Consider the following 19395-nt stretch of genomic DNA (forward strand, 5'->3'; position numbering starts at 1 on the left):
TTACTATAACGGCATAACAACGAATCAGGAGAGGCAGACATGGCACGGCGCGAACCCATCGACATCGATCTCGCCAGTTCATGTTGAGACCCGAGGTTTCCATCCTCATGCCGGTGCGCCAGTGGCGGCCCTCCACTGACGCCGCCATCGCCAGCATCCTGGCTCAGTCAATGAAATCATTCGAGCTGTTGCTGATCGGTCAGCAGGAGATCGGGCAACTGTCAGACCAGCTACCTCGAGATCCGCGCATCCGGATCGTGCCACGACGCCGGGCCGGCATTGTCGGCGCCCTGAATACCGGCCTGGCAGAGGCGCGTGGACACTATCTGGCCCGCATGGATGATGACGATATCGCCTATCCCGATCGACTGGCTGCGCAATTGACACATCTGCAGGGACCGACAGGAACCCAACTGTGCGGTGGTCGTATTCGTTTCGTCGACTCTGCAGGCAACACGGACACCATCGCTCGCGGCAACCGGGAATATGCACAGTGGCTCAATGCGCTGACCAGCCATGCCGATATTCTGGCCGCCCGCTTCATCGAATGCCCTTTGCCACATCCGACCCTGATGGCACACCGGGATATCTGGCAACGCATCGGACCCTATCGAGACTTCGACGGTCCGGAAGACTACGATCTTGTCCTGCGGGCCACCCTGGCGGGAGTCCGGGTTGGCAAACCCGATGCGGTGCTACTGGACTGGCAGGAACATCCGGAGCGGCTGACGTATGCCGACTCGCGCTATCGTCGCGACGCATTCGCCGCTTGTCGAGCGCAAGCGGCCTGCGATGCACGCAGCGGTCTGGGGCTCGCCAACGGACGGTCTGTCTGGCTATGCGGCACCGGGCGCAATGCTCGCCAATGGCATGACGCTCTCACCCGGGAAGGCGCCAGCGTTGAGGGCTTCGTGGATCTGCACCGACACGGCCCCCAGCGATCGAAACGTGGCAAACCGGTCATCAGCTACGAGCAACTGCCAGAGCGCCGTTGTGATGCCTTGGTCATCGGCGCCGTGGCAGGTCCCGTGGCGCGTGCCGCCCTACTGGATTATTTCGGCAAGCAGCAATGGCGCAGTGGTCATGAATTCGTACTCGGCAGTTGAACTGTCTGAGGACTTTCAACTTTCAACTTTCGACCTGCATCTGGCATCTGGCTTCTGGCTTCTGGCTTCTGGCTTCTGGCTTCTGGCTTCTGGCTTCTGGCTTCTGAGTTTGCGCTTTGCCATCTGTCAGCGGTTCGCCGTTCGCCGTTCGCCGTTCGCCGTCAGTAGTATGTGGTCCGTGGTCCGTGGTCCGTGGTCCGTGGTCCACAGCCTGACTGACGTGAGCGGTCTGATCAGAACAGGTTGGTCAGTGCGACACCCACGCCCAGTCGCTGCTGATAGTGATCGTAATCGATCAGGGAATCACCATAGCCGCTGAAGAACTGTACAAAGCCACGAAACTTGGCAAAGAACGGAAAAGTCCAGCCGATCGTCACGGCTCCCTTGCCGGTCGATGTATTGCCGCGTACGCGAATGGCATATTCGTTCTTGCTGTCGCGCCATGACACGCCCATTTCACCGTGCCCCATGAAATCGAGAATGTCCGGGTTGTCATCGCCTTCCGGATCGTCCGGAGTCTCCTTGGATTTTTCCGGCAATCGGTACCAGGGCCTGATACTGGCCACCAACGGTCCGCGCTCGTAGATCAGCGTGGTATACAGGCGATTCCAGCTACGGGACAATCCCTGCACCTGACCATTGGATTGATGCTCCAGACCGAACACGACGGCGGTGTTGCCACCGAATGGCCCCCACAGCAAGGGCACCAGATAGAAAATCTCGGGCTGGTAATTCGTTTCGCGAAAAGGACTGGACAGATCACTGGAATACAGTTGCCACCAGGCTTCCAGTGTGATTCCCAATGACAGGGAATCGTCCTTCAGAAACAGGTCAGCCTCGTTCAGCTGACTCTTCAGACTGATCTGGAACTTCACCTCGGCCGGTTGCAGACCCTCTCGCAGAGGAACATCGTTTTCTCGATAGATGGCTTCATTGATACCGGTGGTATAGCTCACCGGCAGAATGAAATTGTGCTTGTGCGCGGTCAGCACATAGGGGTTGAAGGCATCAGCTCGCTCTTCCTTGACGCGTTCGGAAACCGCACCGCCGGTCCTGCCATCATCCTGCAAGGCGCTGCTGCGATCGGACGACAGATCGATATCGGGGGCGGCGGCACGCTCTGTACCGACCTCCGGACCTTCATCCGTTTCGTTCGATTTCGCATTGCCATCACTCTCCACACCATTGCCGGGAAGGCTGCGTTTCGAATCGGCCGCATCGGGCAGATCGGCTGATCGGTCCTGCGCTCGCTCGATGCTGGCACAACCTGTGAGTACCAGACAGGCCGCACAGAGCAGAATAAACCGAAAGAAAGGACGATACAGGGACATGTTCGAAATCACGGGGCAGGGGTCAGGCAGCGGGCAATGGCTCGAAGGGTAACGTGTATACGCGCTTCATGGCGCATCCGCGAGTAACAAGTCAGCGGCGCGCTCACCGACCATGATGGCCGTGGCGTTGGTATTGCCCGTGGGAATGGTTGGAAAAATCGATGCATCGGCAATCCGCAGTCTGCCGATGCCATGAACACGCAGCTTGTGATCCACCACGGAGGAATCAATGCCTTTCCCCATCCGACAAGTACAGGCAGGATGAAAGACCGTCCAGGCATTGGCTCGAATGAACGCCATCAGCTGCTCGTCGCTGTGTACGGATCTGCCAGGATAGACCTCCTGCTCGATGATCGATGCCAGCGCCCTGGTGTCGCACAGTCTGCGCATCAGATGCATGCCCTCGAGCATCAGTTCGCGATCGTGTTCGGTAGCCAGATAGTTCGGCTGAATGCGCGGCGCACAGTGAGCATCGGCATTGACGATATCGATAGAACCGGTGCTCGTCGGCTTGCAGGGATTGAAACCGAGCAGAAATCCCGGAAACGGATCGGGGCTGATCAATGGACGTGTACCGGGAGGCGCTCGTGTGTAACTCACCGGAGAGAAATACAATTGCAAATCCGGCCCCTTGAGCGCTTCTGAACTGCGCACGAATCCGCCCGCCTGGTTCAAACTCAGCGACAGCGGCCCCTTGCCAGCTGCCAGAAACTGCAATGCTGCGCGCAACTTTCCATGCCATGGCCCCAGCGACTGGTTCAAGGTGGGAACCGTGGAACGACAGACGATATCGGCGCCGAGATGATCACTCAGGTGTCGACCTACCGCCGGCATGTCCTGACGCACACTGACACCGGCTGCCTGCAGGGTATCCCGCGGCCCCAGACCCGAGAGCTGCATCAGCTGCGGTGAGTTGACGGCACCGGCACACAGAACCACTTCCGCCCTCGCCAGCGCCCGCCTGACGACCCCCTCGTGCAGGTATTCGACTCCGCTTGCCCCGCTGCCGCTAAACAGTATCTGCCTGACCAGAGAGTGCGTCTGCACGATCAGATTGGCACGCTGCATCGCTGGTCGCAGATACGCTCTGGCAGCGGAGACACGCCATCCATGGTCCGTGGTGATCTGGTAGAGCGCTGCCCCTTCCATCTCACCCGCATTGTAATCATCGACACTCGGCAGGCCGATTTCCTGCGCGGCCTGCAGATAACGCTCGCACAAGGGGTGTGCCAGGGCCGAGATATCGGTCACGGTCAGCGGACCATTGCTGCCGCGCCGCTCGTCGGGCTTGCCGCGCCAGTGCTCCATGCGACGAAACAGCGGCTCCACATCACGCCAGCCCCAGCCGGGAGCTGCCTCCTCCCATTCCCGGAAATCATTGGCATGGCCACGCACGTACACCATGGCATTGATGGAACTGGAACCACCGAGCACCCGGCCACGTGGCCAGTAGCTGACTCGTTCATCCAGCTGTGCAACAGGTTCCGTCAGATACTTCCAGTTGACCCGCTCATCGTAGTAGGTCTTGCCGTAACCGATCGGCAGCTGCACATACAAACGCCGATCGCTTCCCCCGGCTTCCAGTACGAGCACAGAGTGCCGCCCGGATTCGCTAAGACGATTGGCAAGCACCGAACCTGCCGACCCGGCCCCCACGATGATGTAGTCGAATTGCCTGTCAGGGGAGTTCATGCAGCGATGATATACAATGAGGCGGCACCCTGATAGCAGCCAAGCGCCAGCCGCCGCGCCCAAGCCCATGCCCGCGCCTTCCATCCAGTTTCAGTCTGTCGATATCCTGAAGCGTTATCTGCTTGCGGTTATCCTGGCCCTTGGTCTGTTTGCAAGCCTGCTACTGAGCGTTGTCAACGTACCCGGACTTGCACAATGGGATGCCAGCCTGGCGGCCGTCGTGCAGGGGCTGCGCAGCGACGGCACCGATCGGCTCATGGTGGTACTGACCATGCTCGGTGATCTGTCGCTGGCGCTATGGATGGTCGCGACCGTGATCGCCGGGCTGCTTTGTCTGCGTCGCTGGTGGCTGGCGTTACATCTGCTGTGCGTCGGTCTCAGTGCGATGCTCAGTGTGTCCCTGATCAAGTCGATTCTGGCTCGTGCACGACCCGATGTACCGAGCATCACACTCGACAGCTTCAGCTTCCCCAGTGGTCATGCCTGTACGGCTGCCGTAACCTGGGGATTGGTGGCCCTGATACTGGCCTACGGCCGTCGACCTCGCCAGCGCTGCCTGATTCATGCCGCTGGCTTCGTGATGGCATCGGCTGTCGCCATTTCGCGTGTGTATCTGCACGTACACTGGCCAAGTGATGTCATAGCCGGCATGGCTCTGGGTTATGGCCTGCTTACCGCCTTTGCATGGCAGCTTCACACCGCACCGGTGCTGCGCCTGCCGACTTTTGCAAGACTGCTGGCCTTCTGCAGCGCCATCACTGCCATTCACGTACTCGGCAACTACCCTGGCCAGGCTACGCTGTATTCGATCGCATCACGCCATGCGAGTATCGAACTTCATGCCGACCGATAGCCGCGCCGCAGTTTCCACATACCCAGAATACCGGCAAATGGTCCGAGCGCCAGAAAGCAGAACAGCAAGGGCCAGCCGACGCTCTCGGCAATCAGCGGGGTCAACTGCACCGTCACGATCGTCAGTGCAAAGCCCAAAGCGGTCTGCAGGGACATCAGACTGCCCGTGGCCTCCGGTGGCGCAAAGTCTGCCACCAGTGCAGAGAACTGTGCCGAGTCAGGAATGATGGCCAGACCCCAGAAAATGAAAACGGCGGCGACCAGCAGGGCCGGACCACCGAAGACCACCGCTGCCAGCAAGGCGGCCAGACAACTACAGCCCATGGCCAGAATCGTCAGTTCAGCCTTGCCCAGACGATCGGCAAAGCGCCCGGCAAACGGGCACAGCAACGCACCGGATCCGATGGCAACGAACGCTGTCAGTTTCGACCATTCAAGCGCCTGCTCGGGACTCATGCGCAGCGCATAGGACGCAGCGGCGGCAGGTGCCACCCAGCCCCACATGGCATAGAGCTCCCACACATGACCCAGATAGCCGAGAAAGGCGCGCCGCAGGCGAATGTCAGTCCAGGCGAGCGTGATCTGTCGTGCATCGAACCGGGCCTGAGTCGTGTGATAGGGACCGAGCCGGGTCTGCAGAACCAGCAAGGAAGCCAGCACTGACAGACACGATGCCGCCAGTGTGGTCAGTTGCCAATTGGAACCGCCCAGCCAGGACAGCAGATGGGGGGCGGCAGATCCCAGCGTCAGCCCACCAACCAGTAGTCCAACCAGCCAGCCACGATCCTCCTTGCCCCAGCCCACCATGATCTTCATGCCGACCGGATAGACACCTGCCAGGCAGAAGCCGGTGAATATGCGCAAGAGTATGGCGGGTGTACTGCCGGGAGGCACCAGCAGCATTGCAGCATTGGCCACGGCAGCCAGCAGTGCGGCCACGGCGAAGACACGACGCGGGTCGAATCGATCGGCGATACCGGTCATCGCGACATACAGGGCTCCGGCGACAAAACCTGCTGGAACACCGGACACCAGCAGGGCCGTCTTGAAGGCACCAGCCTGTATTTCCGACTGCTGATCAGCCAGCGTTGCCGACGACACGAACCACAGTGTCATCGCCGCCACCTCGGCCAGGACCAACAGAATGATCGACCGTCCTTTCATTCCACACACCTCTGTCAAGTTCTCCATTCGATGCCCAGTGACCAGCCGCTGGGCGCTACCAATGATCCGCAAACACACACTCACTGCGCCTGAAAACGGAGCGGTCATGGTAGTGCGAGATGACTGAATCGCCCTTTCTGACAGTGAAAAGAGCTGTTTAGCTCACAGGAACATGCAAGCTGGAGGTGAAAAGACTGTGGAATCAGGAGCTTGTCGTGGTCCGACCCGGGTGTTCGGGTTTTCAAGCCGTAGCCATTCCGCAAGAACGACTAAACCGCCCTTTCTGATATCAAAAAGGGCGGTTTAGCTCAACGAGGCATGCGAATCGGAGGAGCCAAGTCTTGTAAATCAGGGACTTGGGGTGGTCCGACCCGGGTTATAAATCAGGGACTTGGGGTGGTCCGACCCGGGTTATTTGCGCTTGCGGTTGCCGATGTGGATGGCGCGGCCGTCGGCGCTGAGGGCGGCTTCGTGCATGGCCTCGGACAAGGTGGGGTGGGCGTGGATGGTGTGGGCGATGTCTTCGACGGTTGCATCGAATTCCATGGCCAGCACCGATTGTCCGAGCAGCTCGGACGCGCTGGGACCGATCAGGTGTGCGCCCAGTACGCGGTCGTTGCTCTTGTCACGAATGATCTTGACCAGACCGGTGGTATCACCCTTGGCCTTGGCACGACCACTGGCGGCAAAGGGAAAGCTGCCAACCTGATAGTCGATGCCTTCGCTCTTGATCTGCTCCTCGGTCTTGCCAACCCAGGCCACTTCCGGGTGCGTGTAAATGACATTCGGCATGACGTCGTAATTGACCGAAGCGTGTTCACCGGCAATGCGTTCCGCAACCATGACGCCCTCTTCCGAGCCCTTGTGAGCCAGCATCGGTCCGCGTACGACATCACCGATGGCGTAGACGCCCGGCACATTGGTTTCACAGTATTCATTGACGTGAATCAGACCGCGCTCATCCAGTTGCACATCGGCTTCGGAGGCACAGACATTGTCGGTATAGGCCCGTCGGCCAACGGCCACGATCAGCTTGTCGAAAGTCTTCTCATGATCGCCTTCACTGTCCTGATAGCTGACGACAACCTTGCCTTTCTTGACTTCGCTTCCCATGACACGAGTGCTCAGGAGAATCTCGAGACCCTGCTTTTCGAAGGCGCGCTTGGCCTCTTTTGCCACGGCACCATCGACCATCGGCAGAAAGGTATCCTGCGCCTCGAGCAGGACCACTTCGGATCCCATGCGGCGCCATACACTGCCCAGCTCCAGACCGATGACACCGGCACCGATGACACAGACGCTGGACGGAACGTCTTCCCAGTCCAGGGCGCCGGCAGAATCCACCACGATGTCGCCATCCAGCGGCGTGGCTGACAGTTCGATTGGTACGGAACCGGTTGCCAGAATGACGTTGCCGGCTTGAACCGTGGTCTTCTTGCCTTTCTGATCGGTGACTTGAACCTGCTTGTCTGCCAGAAGTTGACCTTCGCCCTGCAGCCAATCGATACCATTGTGCTTGAACAACATGGCTACACCGCCTGTCAGATCCTTGACGATCTGATCCTTGCGGGAAATCATCTTGGGCACATCGAGCGAAACCTCGCCGACATTGATACCAAGATCAAAGAAGTTGTGACGAGCGGTCTCGTACAGCTCGGTGCTTTCCAGCAGTGCCTTGGAAGGAATGCAGCCAACGTTCAGACAGGTGCCGCCCAATGCCGGCTTGTCCTGCTTGTTGATCCATTTTTCGACGCAAGCTGTCTTCAGCCCCAGCTGTGCTGCGCGAATGGCAGCTACGTAACCGGCGGGGCCACCACCAATCACAACTACATCATAGACATCGGCCATGGTGAATCCTGGGTTTTGGTTGAGTAACAGACTCCACAGTATATCGCGCAGGAGTCATTTCTAGCGCACAAGCTATGAACTCGACGCCATGGAGACAAGGGCCAGGCAGACATCGGCAGGCAAAAGACCCGGCTGAAGCCGCTGACACCCTGCCCGAGATCGACCCGCCCTTGTATTCGGAATCAATAATGATAGGTATCCAGCGCGCTCCACAGCCCCTTCAGGGCGGCATGAAAGCGGCGACCCTGCTCCCGCAACGCCGCAGCGCCGAAATGCACGCAGGAAACCTGTCCACATGGATACTGTGGCGGCACGAGATCGTCATTATTGACAAACGTCGAATGCGGTATGTAATCACTGACGGTTCGATGAGCCGCATCCACCAGCTGCTTGCTGGGGTTGTAGATGGAGAAATTCCCTCGTTCATCATCACCCTTGCTTTGCGTGGCCACGATCAGCGGAATTTCCGCGCCATTACCGCGAGCAGCCGGTCCACGCGCATCCTGCCTGGCCTCTCGTCTCAGCCGATGAACCAGGGTCTGCAGGTTCTGCGCATAGGTTCTGGCGCAATCCGGATTGTTCGAGTCCGCACCTCCCTGGTGCCAGAGGATGCCGCGTAACACACCGCCACTTTCCCGCAACGTCATGTTCAACCGCGTCAGCGCACGATTGGTCAGCAAGCTGCCGCCGAGAAACGTCTCGCTGGTGGGAGCCGCATTCCAGGCCAGATTACCGTTGGCATTGGCACAGAAACCGGTCGCTCCCCACGCCGACGGAACAAGATAGATATCCGCGGTGGTCATGCGCAGAGCCTGTTTGGCAAAGGTCAGACCCAGACCGACAAAGGTAGCGCCCTTGCCATCGACCTGGATGTAACGAGGTTCGTGCAGGGGGTCCTCGGCCGGTACGAACATCGGCTCGAGAATGTTGCTCTTTTCGTCGGAGAACGAGGCATCATCCGGAAACAGGCGTCTGTTGTTGGGCTGTACATTGAGCTGCAGAATGCGTTCGTTTCTCTCGTCTCTGCCACCCGGGTACTGCTCCCGACTGCCTTCTTCACTATACCCTTCCATATTGCTCTGCCCGACCAGCAGATAGACATCCGGTGCTGCCGTCGGTGTCACGTCGACAATCAGCGCAATGCGGGTGATGGACACACCATCGTCGGCCACGATCTGGAAGAATCGCTCGTGCAACAAGAGCGGCGCAGCCGTGACGTCCAGTTGCAGATTCAACACCGAGTCGGTTTGCTGTGGTGACAACTCGGCAGGGGAGAAGGTGTGTCGCAGCCCCAGACGATCTCTGTCGCTTGTTTCCAATGACAGGCTGACCGGGCGCTTGTCACGCTTGATGCGATTGAGCTTGATCGCGATGGAGACACCCTGCGAGTCACCTTCGACCAGAGTGACCCGACTGCGATCGAGATACAGTTTCAGGCCGTCATCGTCGTCGCTGCCACCACTGTCACCACCGGACGTGTCGGACCCACCATCGGTACTGCCATCGGTCTCTCCGCCGGTGCCTCCATCTGTAGCTCCGTCACTGCCACCATCAGTCCCGTTGCCGGCACCTGTTCCCGAATCGCTGCCCCCGTCCGTGCCGGCAGTGCTCCCACCGCCATCGTCATCGGCGGGTTGCCCCTCAAGCCCCACACCCGAACGCGCGGAGATATCGACTTGCATGGCCGGCCCTTCATTGCCTGCCCTGTCGACAGCACTGACCTGATAGGTGTAGGACTGATCGGGTATCAACGTGGGCTCGAACACGCTGCGGGCGTCTCTGATTCCGAGGGATTCGCCATCGCGGACCACGTGATAGCCCGTCACGAAGACATTGTCGCTTGCCGGTGTCCAGAAAATCTCGCCCGCGGTGGCCGAATATCGGGCACTGCTCAGGCTGTCGGGCAGACCGGGTGGTTCATCATCGGCCAGGGCTGCAACGGGAAGAAGACAAGCCAGGAGCAAAGCCGGAAATACCACCAGAGCGGTCCGCATGATCAGATCCTTCAATTCGAGAGAGGGATCAATGTGCAGGCAGAATCGTGCCAGGCAGGACCATCAGCTAACGAACCACCGAAATCCGTTCCATCGCACGGAGACTCATGACAACACTGATCGACACAACAAGGCCAGTCCAGACCTCGTCAACCTCGGAAATCACTATCGATGTCACGGGCAGATCAGACTTTTGACAAACCCGTCACACTTTCCTTCCTTGTGAATCTAGGCCATCTGCCGCTCTGATTGCAACCATGCCTATGGCTAGCCGGCCGGAGGGGCTGTCTGTGCGGGCAATGCGAATGCAGGTCATGAGCGATTCGCGGCATGCCCCTGCCATCGGCATTCACACAGTTGTCGAACAGCGATTGCCGGATGATGGCGACTCGGCAGAATCGCCATCATCTCGACCAGATGGTGCCGTTACAGGTCGAAAACGATCCGTGCCGGATCTTCCACCAACTCCTTGATGGTTTTCAGGAAACCGACCGCACCCTTGCCATCGACGATGCGATGATCGTAGCTCAATGCGATATACATCATTGGTCGAATGACGACTTCACCATTGACCGCTATCGGACGATCCTGCGTTGCATGCATGCCAAGAATGGCACTTTGCGGAGGGTTCAGGATGGGTGTGGACAGCAAGGAGCCGAATACACCACCGTTGGACACGGTGAAGGTGCCGCCAGTCATTTCATCGATGGACAACTTGCCATCACGGGCCTTCTCGGCATAGTGACCGATCGTCTTTTCGACATCTGCCAGTGACATATGCTCGGTATTGCGCAGCACCGGCACGACCAGACCTCGATCGGAAGAGACCGCCACACCGATGTCGCAATAGCCGTGGTAGACCACCTCATCACCATCGATGGACGCATTGATATCGGGGTAACGCTTCAATGCCTCGGTGGAGGCCTTGAGGAAGATCGACATGAAGCCGAGCTTGACGCCATGTGACTTCTCGAACTTGTCCTTGTATTGATTCCGCAGAGCAATGAAGCCGCTCATATCCACTTCGTTGAAGGTGGTGAGCATCGCGGTCGTCTGCGTGGCGCTCAGCAGACGCTCGGCAATGCGAGCACGCAGACGCGTCATCGGCACTCGCTTTTCGACTCGCTCGCCATCGGCAGCGATCGGCAGAGGTGCGCTGCTCGAGGATGCCGCCGGTGCCGCTGCGGCGGCTGGAGCAGCAGCAGGCGCTGGAGCCGCCTTGGACTGAGCCGCCGCATGCTTTTCGACATCGGCCTTGGTCAGACGACCATTCTTGCCCGTACCCTTGACATCAGCGGCCTGCAGACCATGCTCGGCCAGCGCCTTGCGCACCGCCGGACTGGTCTGACCGACCTTGCCATCTTCCGCCTCTGCCGGCTCTTCGGCAGGTTCTGCCGCTGCAGGCGCTTCGCTGCTGGCCGGCTTTTCATCACCACCGGCGGAGGCTGCCTCGATGGACCCGATGACCTGATGGGCGGATACCGTAGTGCCTTCGTCTTCGATGATCTTGCCCAGCACACCATCTTCGGCAGCAGGCACTTCCATGACGACCTTGTCCGTTTCGATATCGACAAGCACTTCATCGCGGCGAACCGGATCGCCCTCCTTCTTGTGCCACGTAACAATCAACGCATCGGCAATTGATTCAGGCAATGTTGGCACTTTGATCTCGGAAGTCATGAATGACGGCCCTTTTTCATCGGTTTCAGTTAGGTAGTGTAGATTAGTGAGACTGACTATTGGGTATCAAGCCCAACGCTTCTTCCACCAGTCGTTTCTGTTCAATCAGATGTTGATTCATGTAACCACTGGCTGGTGAAGCCGACGGCGCACGACCGGCGAACTCCACCTCCTTGACGGACTTGGGTAGTACACGTTCGATACGGTGACGATTGGATCGCCAGGCACCCTGGTTGCGAGGCTCTTCCTGACACCAGACAATCGATTTTGCTTTCGGATACTGCTTGACGATTTCAGTCATGGCATCGTATGGGAAAGGATAGAGCTGCTCCAGGCGAACCAGCGCGACATTGGAGATTTCCTTTTCGCGGCGTGCTTCCAGCAGATCGTAATACACCTTGCCACTGCAGAACACCAGTCGATCGACTCCGGCAGGTTTCAGATCATCGATTTCCGGAATGACCGGCAGGAAAGTGCCATCGGCCAGATCTTCCAGCGTCGACACGGCCAGGCGATGTCGCAACAGGCTCTTGGGTGACATGACGATCATGGGACGACGCATCTTGCGTACCATCTGACGCCGCAGCATGTGATAGCACTGTGCAGGGGTACTGGGCACCAGAACCTGCATGTTGTCCTCGGCACACAACTGCAGAAAACGTTCCAGTCGCGCAGAAGAGTGCTCGGGCCCCTGACCTTCATAACCATGAGGCAGCAGCAGAGTCAGCCCACAGAGCCGACCCCATTTGGTCTCTCCGGAGCTGATGAACTGGTCGATCAGTACCTGCGCACCGTTGGCGAAATCGCCGAACTGTGCCTCCCAGATGACCAGGGTATTGGGGTCGGCCGTGGCATAACCGTATTCGAAGCCGAGCACGGCTTCTTCCGACAGCACAGAGTCGATGACCAGAAAATTGGCCTTGTCGGTCAGCTCGCGAAGTGGAACGTAGGCACCCATGGCAGCCTGATTGTGCAATACCGCGTGCCGATGCGCAAACGTGCCTCGACCACAATCCTGGCCGGACAGTCGGACCGAGTAGCCAGAGTCCAGCAACGTGGCATAGGCCATCGTCTCTGCGTAACCCCAGTCCAGCGGCAGGGCGCCGGCGGTCATCTTGCGACGATCCTCGACGATCTTCTTGACACGTGAATGCAACACCAGCCCATCGGGCAGAGTCGTCAGACTGGTGGCCAGTGATTGCAGCGTGGCCAGTGGCACACTCGCATCGTAGGGCACCTGCCAGTCCTTCTCCTGATAGATCGACCAGTCCACCGCCAGCTCGGGCGCTTCCTTCAGGCCTTCGATCACATCCGGTGCCACGTTCTTGCCATCGTCCAGCGCCTTGCGGTAGTCCTCGACCATGCGATCGGCATCCGACGCGCTGACCACACCGGCCTCGGCCAGATGCCCGGCGTACAGTGCGCGGGTCGTGGGCAGTGACTTGATGGACTTGTACATGATGGGCTGCGTGACCGAGGGCTCATCGGTTTCATTGTGGCCATGGCGGCGGTAGCAGACCATGTCGATGACGACATCCTTCTTGAAGGCCATGCGGAAATCCAGCGCCAGCTGAGTGACGAAGAACACCGCTTCCGGATCATCGCCATTGACGTGGAAGATCGGGGCATTGATCATTTTCGCCACATCCGTGGCATACAGCGTGGAACGCGCATCGGCCACGTTGCTGGTGGTGAAGCCGATCTGGTTGTTGACGATGATGTGCACGGTTCCCTTGGTGGAGAATCCGCGGGAGTCAGCCATGTTGAAGGTTTCCATGACCACACCCTGCCCGGCAAAGGCCGCATCACCATGAATGGCAATCGGTATGACCTTGTCGCCGTTCTTGTCGCCGTAGCGATCCTGCCGCGAACGTACCGATCCTTCGACTACCGGGGATACGATTTCCAGATGGGACGGATTGAAGGCCAGGGACAGGTGCATGTGACCATGCGAGGTCTTGATGTCGGAGCTGAAGCCCTGATGGTATTTCACGTCACCCGAGGACAGGCTTTCATTATGCTTGCCTTCGAATTCCTGAAACAGCTCGGCCGGATTCTTGCCGAGAATGTTGACCAGCACATTGAGTCGACCACGATGCGCCATGCCGATGACGATGTCCTTGACTCCGGCCGCTCCGGCGCGCCTGACCAGCTCACTCATGACGACAATCAGACTCTCGCCCCCTTCCAGCGAGAATCGCTTCTGGCCGACATAGCGTGACCCCAGGTGCCGTTCCATGCTCTCGGCCGCCGTGACCCGCTGCAGTATCCACTCACGGGTTTCCGGGTTCAGCGTCGGCGCCGATGCCACGCTCTCGATCCGTTGCTGCAGCCAGTCCTTCTGCGGCGTGTAATCGATGTACATGAATTCGTAACCGATCGAGCCGCAATAGCATTTTTCCAGGTGCGCAATGATGTCCTTCAGTGGTGCCTGATCGATACCTTCCAGCGAGGGGGTCTGAAACACGGTGTCCAGATCGGACTCGGACAGACCGTTTTCATGCAGGCGCACTTCCCGCACCATGGCCGCCGTGTGCTGACCCAGTGGATCGGTCTTCGCCAACTGGTGACCGCGCACCCGATAGGCGTTGATCAACTGGGTGACATAGATCTGCTTGAGCTCCGCCGTGCTGCTGGCGGCATCCAGCGTGCCGCTGGCACCGGCCCGGGCACCGCCGTTGCGCGCCAGTTGCCGGAATTGCTCACGGATTTCCGAGTGCGCCACTTCGCGCGCATTCTCCGCCACCATCGGCAACTTGGCAAAGAAATCGCGCCAGGTTTCATCGACGGAGTTCGGGTCACTCAGGTACTGCTCGTACTGATGCTCCAGCCAGGGCGAGTTGGCGCCGCCGAGCATGGAATTGTCCCATAGCTCCTGCATGGAAAGATGGTCGTCGAAAGTTTTGGGTGATGCGCTCATGAAATGCGTCCTGGCCTTGACGACATGCAAATGTCCGAAGGCGTGGGGCTGGTCAAATTACAAGAAGAGGAACCGCTGGACAGTGATACTGGCCGGACGATTCGGGCGGAACAAGGCGTTGAATCTGGCTTTTCGATTGTCATTGACAGTGGTGCTCAGGCAGGCAGATGAGCCGGAATATTGTCGATGACAATCCTGGTGAATTCGTCGGTGTCGAGTTTACCGCCCAAATCGCGTGTGCTGTGACCATTTTCGATACATCCCAGCAAACTCAGGCGCAGGGCATGCCCCAGATCGTAGCGATCGACATGATCCAGCAGCATTCCGAAGGCGAGCAGAACGGCTGCCGGGTTCGCCAGGTTCTTGCCGGCGATATCGGGTGCCGTGCCACCGGCGGGGTCGAACATGGCGATATCCACGTCGTTGTTGTCATCGAAGGAATAGTTGCCACTGGCACCGGTCCCGAGACTGCCCACCAGGCCTGAGGCCATGTCGGAGAGGAAATCGCCATACTCGTTGAGCACCAGCACGACCTCGAACGCCGACGGGTTGAGGATGATCTTGGCCAGCAGGGCATCGAACAGCTCGACATTGTGTTCCACGTCCTGATACTGCTCATGGACCTTTGCCACGACCGATTCGAACAGTCCATCGGTAACCCGCTGGATGGTGTGCTTGGAGGAGCTGGTCATGGAGTAATGACCGTCGCCGTAGGTCATGCCCTTGGAGCGAGCCAGCTGGAAGGCAAACTTGGCAGCCTGCTCGCAGGGCCGGCGTTCCACCATGCGCAGGGAGACTGCCGCATCCTTGCCGATCAGTTGCCCCGGATCGTCATAGGTACCGCCGGTAGCGATGCGGACAATGTGCAGATTGACATCTTCCTTGAAATTGGAATGGATGCCCTTGATGGAAATGGCAGGACGGTAGATGACGCTGAAATCGCAGCGTCGTCGTATCAGGGCATTGGGACTGACCTTGCGGGTCACGGTCGGATACTTCACCGCCAGCTTGGTCAGACGCATCGAGGCCTCTGCCTCATCGATCACGTCTTCACCACGAGCCTCGCGGTTCCCCAGTGACCAGTCCACCTGATGAAAGAAGAAGTCGACAGGCAAGGCATCCGCCACCGCGTGTACCGACTCCGCCAGCTCGGGCCCGATTCCGTCGCCCAGCAGTTCGGTTATCTCGATGGGTCCCATGTCATTCTTCTTCATCGTCCTCATCGTCCTCCACGTAGGAATTCTGATCGTCAGTCAACCCGAAACGTTCCGGATTGGCCCAGTATCGGGCATTGAGCCAGTCGGGCACCTGCTTGTACTCGCTGAGACAGTACTCGAACAAACGTATCGACCCCTGATCGTCGAGCTGGAGTTTGCGAAACCCGAATGCGAAAAAAGCCGCATCATCCGGCTCTTTCGTATCGACACTGATGATCAGTCTTTCCGGGAATCGGCGCACGGCCCGCCCCAGTTCGGCGGCCAGATCGTGTTCGCCGGCAGGATCGGGGTGAGTTTCGAACTCCATCACTGCGATACAGTGTCCGGCAGTCTCCCCATTGCTGTCTGCTGCGGCCTCCGGCAACGAGTCCAGACACTGCTCGAGAGTCTCGAATGTCCTGACGCGTGGCCCCGCCTCGTCAGGCTGTACCTGCCACCAGGGGGTCACAGGGGGTTGCCCGACCACGACCAGACAGGCAGGCTCCGCAGTGAGCAGATACTGCGCCAACTGCCCCGGAAGTCCTTCTGTCGGGTGAGCTGCGGGGTTGTCCGACGAGCTGTCTGCTCTATTCACCGTTGTCTCCGAATCCTGTCGCTGAAGCGCTGAAGTGTTCGATGGCTAACCGTGCGTTGCCTTGTAGGCAGCCTGCTGCTCCGGCGTTGCATCTGTCTGAAACTGTTCCTTCCACTGACTATAGGGCATACCATAGACGCGCTCACGCGCATCCTCATAATCAAGGGTAACGTTTCTTTCGGCTGCCGCAGCCGCATAGTACTTCGACAGGCAATTTCGACAAAAGCCCGCCAGGTTCATCATGTCGATGTTCTGTACATCGCTGCGCTTCTGCAGGTGTGCCACCAGCGTACGAAAAGCGGCGGCCTCGAGCTCCAGCTGAGTCTGCTCATCCAGTGACTTGATCGTCGTCATGTGTCTTACACCCGGTGAATTCAGCCCTAGTATAAGGATTGACGTTGAAGTCTGTCACTGAACTGAACAAACCATGACTGGAAATCCATTGTTGGACCTGCTTGTTCTGGCCATTCCCGCCGCGCTGGCCGGATTGTGGTGGACAGGATCGCGCGCCCGCGAACTCGCCATCGGCCATGCCCGGCAGGCCTGTCGACAACAACAATTGCAGTTTCTTGACCAGAGCGTCGCCCTGAACCGCATGCGACTGGCCCGCACCCCGGCCGGCGCCAGCTGTTTCCGGCGTGAATACCGTTTCGAGTTCACCTCGGCGGGTGAATTTCGGGATGAAGCCAGTGTCACAATGCTGGGCCATGCATTGCTTAACGTGCGTTTCCCGTATACAAGGGACAGTGAAGGCAACCGCATCTACATGCATTGATGGCCGAGTATTGCGCTAAAATGCTGTTTTGATTGACACAAACAAGGTAACCGAATGACCCAATGCCCCTGTGGCTCCGGCCTCGAACTCGCGCGATGCTGCCAGCCCATCATCAACGGCGAAGAGAAAGCCGAACGCGCCGAAGCGCTGATTCGAGCACGCTACACCGCACATACCCTGGGCGCCATGGAATTCATCCTGGCCACCCACCACCCTACCACGCGTTCGGACATCGATGAGGCCGCAACGGCTCGCTGGGCACGGGAATCCCAATGGCTCGGCCTGGAGATTCTCTCCGTGGATGGTGGCGAGGTGGATGACAACAGCGCCCGCATCGAATTCATCGCCCGCTACAGAGACGCGGCGCGGCGCCGACATACACATCATGAACGTGGAGTCTTCGAGAAATATCATGGACAATGGTATTTCCGTGATGCCGAGGTTCCTGACGTCAATCAGTTCCGACGCGAGGCACCGAAACAGGGCCGCAACGAGCCTTGCGCCTGCGGCAGCGGCAAGAAATACAAGAAGTGTTGCGCCACCAGCTGACACCTTAACCTGACGAGAGGAATGAGCATGGACAAGCCTTGGCTGAAGTCATACCCCCCGGGCGTGCCGGAAGAGATTGATACCCATGCCTATTCCTCGGTGGTCGAGATATTCACCGAATCCACCCGCAAGTTCGCCGACCGGCCCGCGTTTCAGAACATGGGCAAGAGCATCACCTATCAGGAACTCGACCAGCTGACCCAACAGTTCGCTTCCTGGTGTCAGCACGAGGCTGGTCTGAAGAAGGGCGATCGCATCGCCATCATGATGCCCAATCTGCTGCAATACCCGGTAGTCGTGTTCGGCGCCCTGCGAGCCGGGCTGGTGGTGGTCAATACCAACCCGCTCTATACCGATCGCGAACTGGAACACCAGCTGAAGGACTCCGGCGCCAAGGCCATAGTGGTGGTGGAAGCCTTTGCCCATACCCTGGCAGAGGTCATCGACAAGACTCAGGTGGAGCATGTGGTTGTCACGCGCTTCGGCGACATGCTGGACTTCCCCAAGTCCCTGCTGGTCAACTTCGTGATCAAGTACGTGAAGAAGATGTCTCCGGCCTATTCGCTGCCCGGTGCGCATTCGATGAAGGACGTACTGAGCAAGGGGGCCGACCTGCCACCTGCCGAAGCAGAGCTGAATCAGGAAGATCTGGCATTTCTGCAGTACACCGGCGGCACCACCGGTGTGGCCAAGGGGGCAATGTTGACGCACCGCAACATGGTGTGCAACATACAGCAGGCCTGGATCTGGATTCTCGCCGCCAAGCCCAACGAAGGCCACGAAGTCATCATCACGGCCTTGCCGCTTTACCATATCTTTGCATTGACAGCCAACTGCCTGACCTACATGAAGCTGGGCGCGCTGAACCTGCTCATCACCAATCCCCGCGACATGCCCGGCTTTGTCAAGGAACTGGGCAAGGTGAAGTTCACGGCCTTCACCGGCGTCAATACCCTGTTCAACGCGCTGATGAACACGCCCGGATTCGACAAGATCGACTTTTCCCATCTGCGGCTCACGCTCGGTGGTGGCATGGCGGTACAGAAAGCGGTGGCCGATCGCTGGAAGTCGATCACCGGCGTCACCCTGCTCGAAGCCTATGGCCTGACCGAAACCAGCCCGGCGGCCTGCATCAATCCGATCGACCTGGAGGCCTACAACGACTCCATCGGTCTGCCTCTGTCATCCACCGATGCCTCCATCCGGGATATGGACAACAATGCCCTGCCCGCCGGCGAGACCGGTGAGCTGTGTATCCGCGGCCCTCAGGTCATGAAGGGTTACTGGAATCGTCCCGACGATACGGCCGGCGCCATCGACAGCGAAGGCTGGTTGCACACCGGCGATATCGCCATCATGAACGAGAACGGTTTCTTCAAGATCGTCGACCGGCTCAAGGACATGATCCTGGTGTCCGGCTTCAATGTGTACCCCAACGAAATCGAAAGCGTACTGGCCAGTCACCCCGGCGTACTGGAAGCCGGCGCGATCGGTGTTCCGGATGAACACTCCGGAGAAGTGGTGAAAGTCGTCATCGTCAAGAAGGATCCGGCGCTGACCGAAGAGGACGTCAAGGCCTATTGCAAGGAAGAGCTGACCGGCTACAAACGACCCCGAATCATTCAGTTCGTGGACGAACTGCCGAAGACCAATGTCGGCAAGATACTGCGACGCGAACTTCGGGAGCTGTAGG

The 19395-nt window shown here is 58.7% G+C and carries 15 protein-coding genes; 5 read left to right on the forward strand and 10 right to left on the reverse strand.

What is annotated here, in order from left to right:
- Positions 1-80 precede the first annotated feature (80 nt).
- Positions 81-1106 carry a glycosyltransferase family 2 protein gene (locus tag ACUNV4_RS18825; protein ID WP_430880144.1) on the forward strand — a complete coding sequence of 342 codons (1026 nt, stop codon included), beginning with the start codon at positions 81-83 and terminating at the stop codon, positions 1104-1106.
- 233 nt (positions 1107-1339) lie between these two features.
- On the opposite strand, the gene ACUNV4_RS18830 is transcribed toward ACUNV4_RS18825, so the two are convergent.
- Positions 1340-2437 carry a phospholipase A gene (locus ACUNV4_RS18830; RefSeq protein ID WP_430880145.1) on the reverse strand — a complete coding sequence of 366 codons (1098 nt, stop codon included), beginning with the start codon at positions 2435-2437 and terminating at the stop codon, positions 1340-1342.
- A gap of 66 nt (positions 2438-2503) precedes the next feature.
- Complete coding sequence (locus ACUNV4_RS18835; protein ID WP_430880146.1) at positions 2504-4129, reverse strand: GMC family oxidoreductase; 1626 nt, start codon at positions 4127-4129, stop codon at positions 2504-2506.
- Positions 4130-4196: 67 nt separating this feature from the next.
- On the opposite strand from ACUNV4_RS18835, the gene ACUNV4_RS18840 reads away from it, so the two are divergent.
- Positions 4197-4982, forward strand: coding sequence for a phosphatase PAP2 family protein (locus ACUNV4_RS18840; RefSeq protein WP_430880147.1), 786 nt, complete (start codon positions 4197-4199; stop codon positions 4980-4982).
- Here ACUNV4_RS18840 and ACUNV4_RS18845 read toward each other — a convergent pair.
- From ACUNV4_RS18845 to ACUNV4_RS18880, 8 genes are all read right to left on the reverse strand, one after another.
- Entirely contained in the window at positions 4967-6145 is a 1179-nt protein-coding gene (locus ACUNV4_RS18845; protein WP_430880148.1) for an MFS transporter, read from the reverse strand. The genes ACUNV4_RS18840 and ACUNV4_RS18845 overlap by 16 nt on opposite strands.
- A 411-nt stretch (positions 6146-6556) precedes the next feature.
- Positions 6557-7993 carry a dihydrolipoyl dehydrogenase gene (gene lpdA, locus ACUNV4_RS18850; RefSeq protein ID WP_430880149.1) on the reverse strand — a complete coding sequence of 479 codons (1437 nt, stop codon included), beginning with the start codon at positions 7991-7993 and terminating at the stop codon, positions 6557-6559.
- A gap of 182 nt (positions 7994-8175) precedes the next feature.
- Positions 8176-9987 (reverse strand): sialate O-acetylesterase, encoded by a 1812-nt coding sequence (locus ACUNV4_RS18855; RefSeq protein WP_430880150.1) that lies wholly within the window; start codon positions 9985-9987, stop codon positions 8176-8178.
- A 426-nt stretch (positions 9988-10413) separates the two neighbouring features.
- Positions 10414-11667 (reverse strand): 2-oxoglutarate dehydrogenase complex dihydrolipoyllysine-residue succinyltransferase, encoded by a 1254-nt coding sequence (odhB, locus tag ACUNV4_RS18860; RefSeq protein WP_430880151.1) that lies wholly within the window; start codon positions 11665-11667, stop codon positions 10414-10416.
- Positions 11668-11710: 43 nt separating this feature from the next.
- Complete coding sequence (locus ACUNV4_RS18865) at positions 11711-14587, reverse strand: 2-oxoglutarate dehydrogenase E1 component (protein WP_430880152.1); 2877 nt, start codon at positions 14585-14587, stop codon at positions 11711-11713.
- Positions 14588-14742: 155 nt separating this feature from the next.
- Positions 14743-15801: an isocitrate/isopropylmalate family dehydrogenase gene (locus ACUNV4_RS18870; RefSeq protein WP_430880153.1), complete on the reverse strand. Its 1059-nt coding sequence runs from the start codon at positions 15799-15801 to the stop codon at positions 14743-14745.
- On the reverse strand, positions 15788-16378 hold the full coding sequence (locus ACUNV4_RS18875) for a DUF6231 family protein (RefSeq protein ID WP_430880154.1): 591 nt from the start codon (positions 16376-16378) through the stop codon (positions 15788-15790). Before ACUNV4_RS18875 ends, ACUNV4_RS18870 begins: the two co-directional genes overlap by 14 nt.
- A 45-nt stretch (positions 16379-16423) precedes the next feature.
- The gene (locus ACUNV4_RS18880) at positions 16424-16732 is read right to left on the reverse strand and encodes a DUF1244 domain-containing protein (RefSeq protein ID WP_430880155.1); all 309 of its coding nucleotides are present in this window, start codon (positions 16730-16732) and stop codon (positions 16424-16426) included.
- A 73-nt stretch (positions 16733-16805) separates the two neighbouring features.
- On the opposite strand from ACUNV4_RS18880, the gene ACUNV4_RS18885 reads away from it, so the two are divergent.
- The 3 genes from ACUNV4_RS18885 to ACUNV4_RS18895 are packed head-to-tail and all read left to right on the forward strand — an operon-like array spanning position 16806 to position 19394.
- Positions 16806-17153 (forward strand): DUF3301 domain-containing protein, encoded by a 348-nt coding sequence (locus ACUNV4_RS18885; protein ID WP_430880156.1) that lies wholly within the window; start codon positions 16806-16808, stop codon positions 17151-17153.
- 54 nt (positions 17154-17207) lie between these two features.
- On the forward strand, positions 17208-17702 hold the full coding sequence (locus ACUNV4_RS18890; protein ID WP_430880157.1) for a YchJ family protein: 495 nt from the start codon (positions 17208-17210) through the stop codon (positions 17700-17702).
- 27 nt (positions 17703-17729) lie between these two features.
- On the forward strand, positions 17730-19394 hold the full coding sequence (locus tag ACUNV4_RS18895) for an AMP-binding protein (RefSeq protein WP_430880158.1): 1665 nt from the start codon (positions 17730-17732) through the stop codon (positions 19392-19394).
- Position 19395: the final 1 nt, after the last annotated feature.

The sequence above is a fragment of the Granulosicoccus sp. 3-233 genome (assembly GCF_052681095.1).

What these genes read in the sequence shown, in the direction of transcription:
- ACUNV4_RS18865 (WP_430880152.1), bottom strand. Translation starts at nt 14,587, where the DNA reads ATGAGCGCATCACCCAAAACTTTCGACGACCATCTTTCCATGCAGGAG.
- lpdA (WP_430880149.1), bottom strand. Translation starts at nt 7,993, where the DNA reads ATGGCCGATGTCTATGATGTAGTTGTGATTGGTGGTGGCCCCGCCGGT.
- ACUNV4_RS18825 (WP_430880144.1), top strand. Translation starts at nt 81, where the DNA reads ATGTTGAGACCCGAGGTTTCCATCCTCATGCCGGTGCGCCAGTGGCGG.
- odhB (WP_430880151.1), bottom strand. Translation starts at nt 11,667, where the DNA reads ATGACTTCCGAGATCAAAGTGCCAACATTGCCTGAATCAATTGCCGAT.
- ACUNV4_RS18855 (WP_430880150.1), bottom strand. Translation starts at nt 9,987, where the DNA reads ATGCGGACCGCTCTGGTGGTATTTCCGGCTTTGCTCCTGGCTTGTCTT.
- ACUNV4_RS18845 (WP_430880148.1), bottom strand. Translation starts at nt 6,145, where the DNA reads ATGAAAGGACGGTCGATCATTCTGTTGGTCCTGGCCGAGGTGGCGGCG.
- ACUNV4_RS18890 (WP_430880157.1), top strand. Translation starts at nt 17,208, where the DNA reads ATGACCCAATGCCCCTGTGGCTCCGGCCTCGAACTCGCGCGATGCTGC.
- ACUNV4_RS18840 (WP_430880147.1), top strand. Translation starts at nt 4,197, where the DNA reads ATGCCCGCGCCTTCCATCCAGTTTCAGTCTGTCGATATCCTGAAGCGT.
- ACUNV4_RS18895 (WP_430880158.1), top strand. Translation starts at nt 17,730, where the DNA reads ATGGACAAGCCTTGGCTGAAGTCATACCCCCCGGGCGTGCCGGAAGAG.
- ACUNV4_RS18830 (WP_430880145.1), bottom strand. Translation starts at nt 2,437, where the DNA reads ATGTCCCTGTATCGTCCTTTCTTTCGGTTTATTCTGCTCTGTGCGGCC.
- ACUNV4_RS18880 (WP_430880155.1), bottom strand. Translation starts at nt 16,732, where the DNA reads ATGACGACGATCAAGTCACTGGATGAGCAGACTCAGCTGGAGCTCGAG.
- ACUNV4_RS18870 (WP_430880153.1), bottom strand. Translation starts at nt 15,801, where the DNA reads ATGAAGAAGAATGACATGGGACCCATCGAGATAACCGAACTGCTGGGC.
- ACUNV4_RS18835 (WP_430880146.1), bottom strand. Translation starts at nt 4,129, where the DNA reads ATGAACTCCCCTGACAGGCAATTCGACTACATCATCGTGGGGGCCGGG.
- ACUNV4_RS18885 (WP_430880156.1), top strand. Translation starts at nt 16,806, where the DNA reads ATGACTGGAAATCCATTGTTGGACCTGCTTGTTCTGGCCATTCCCGCC.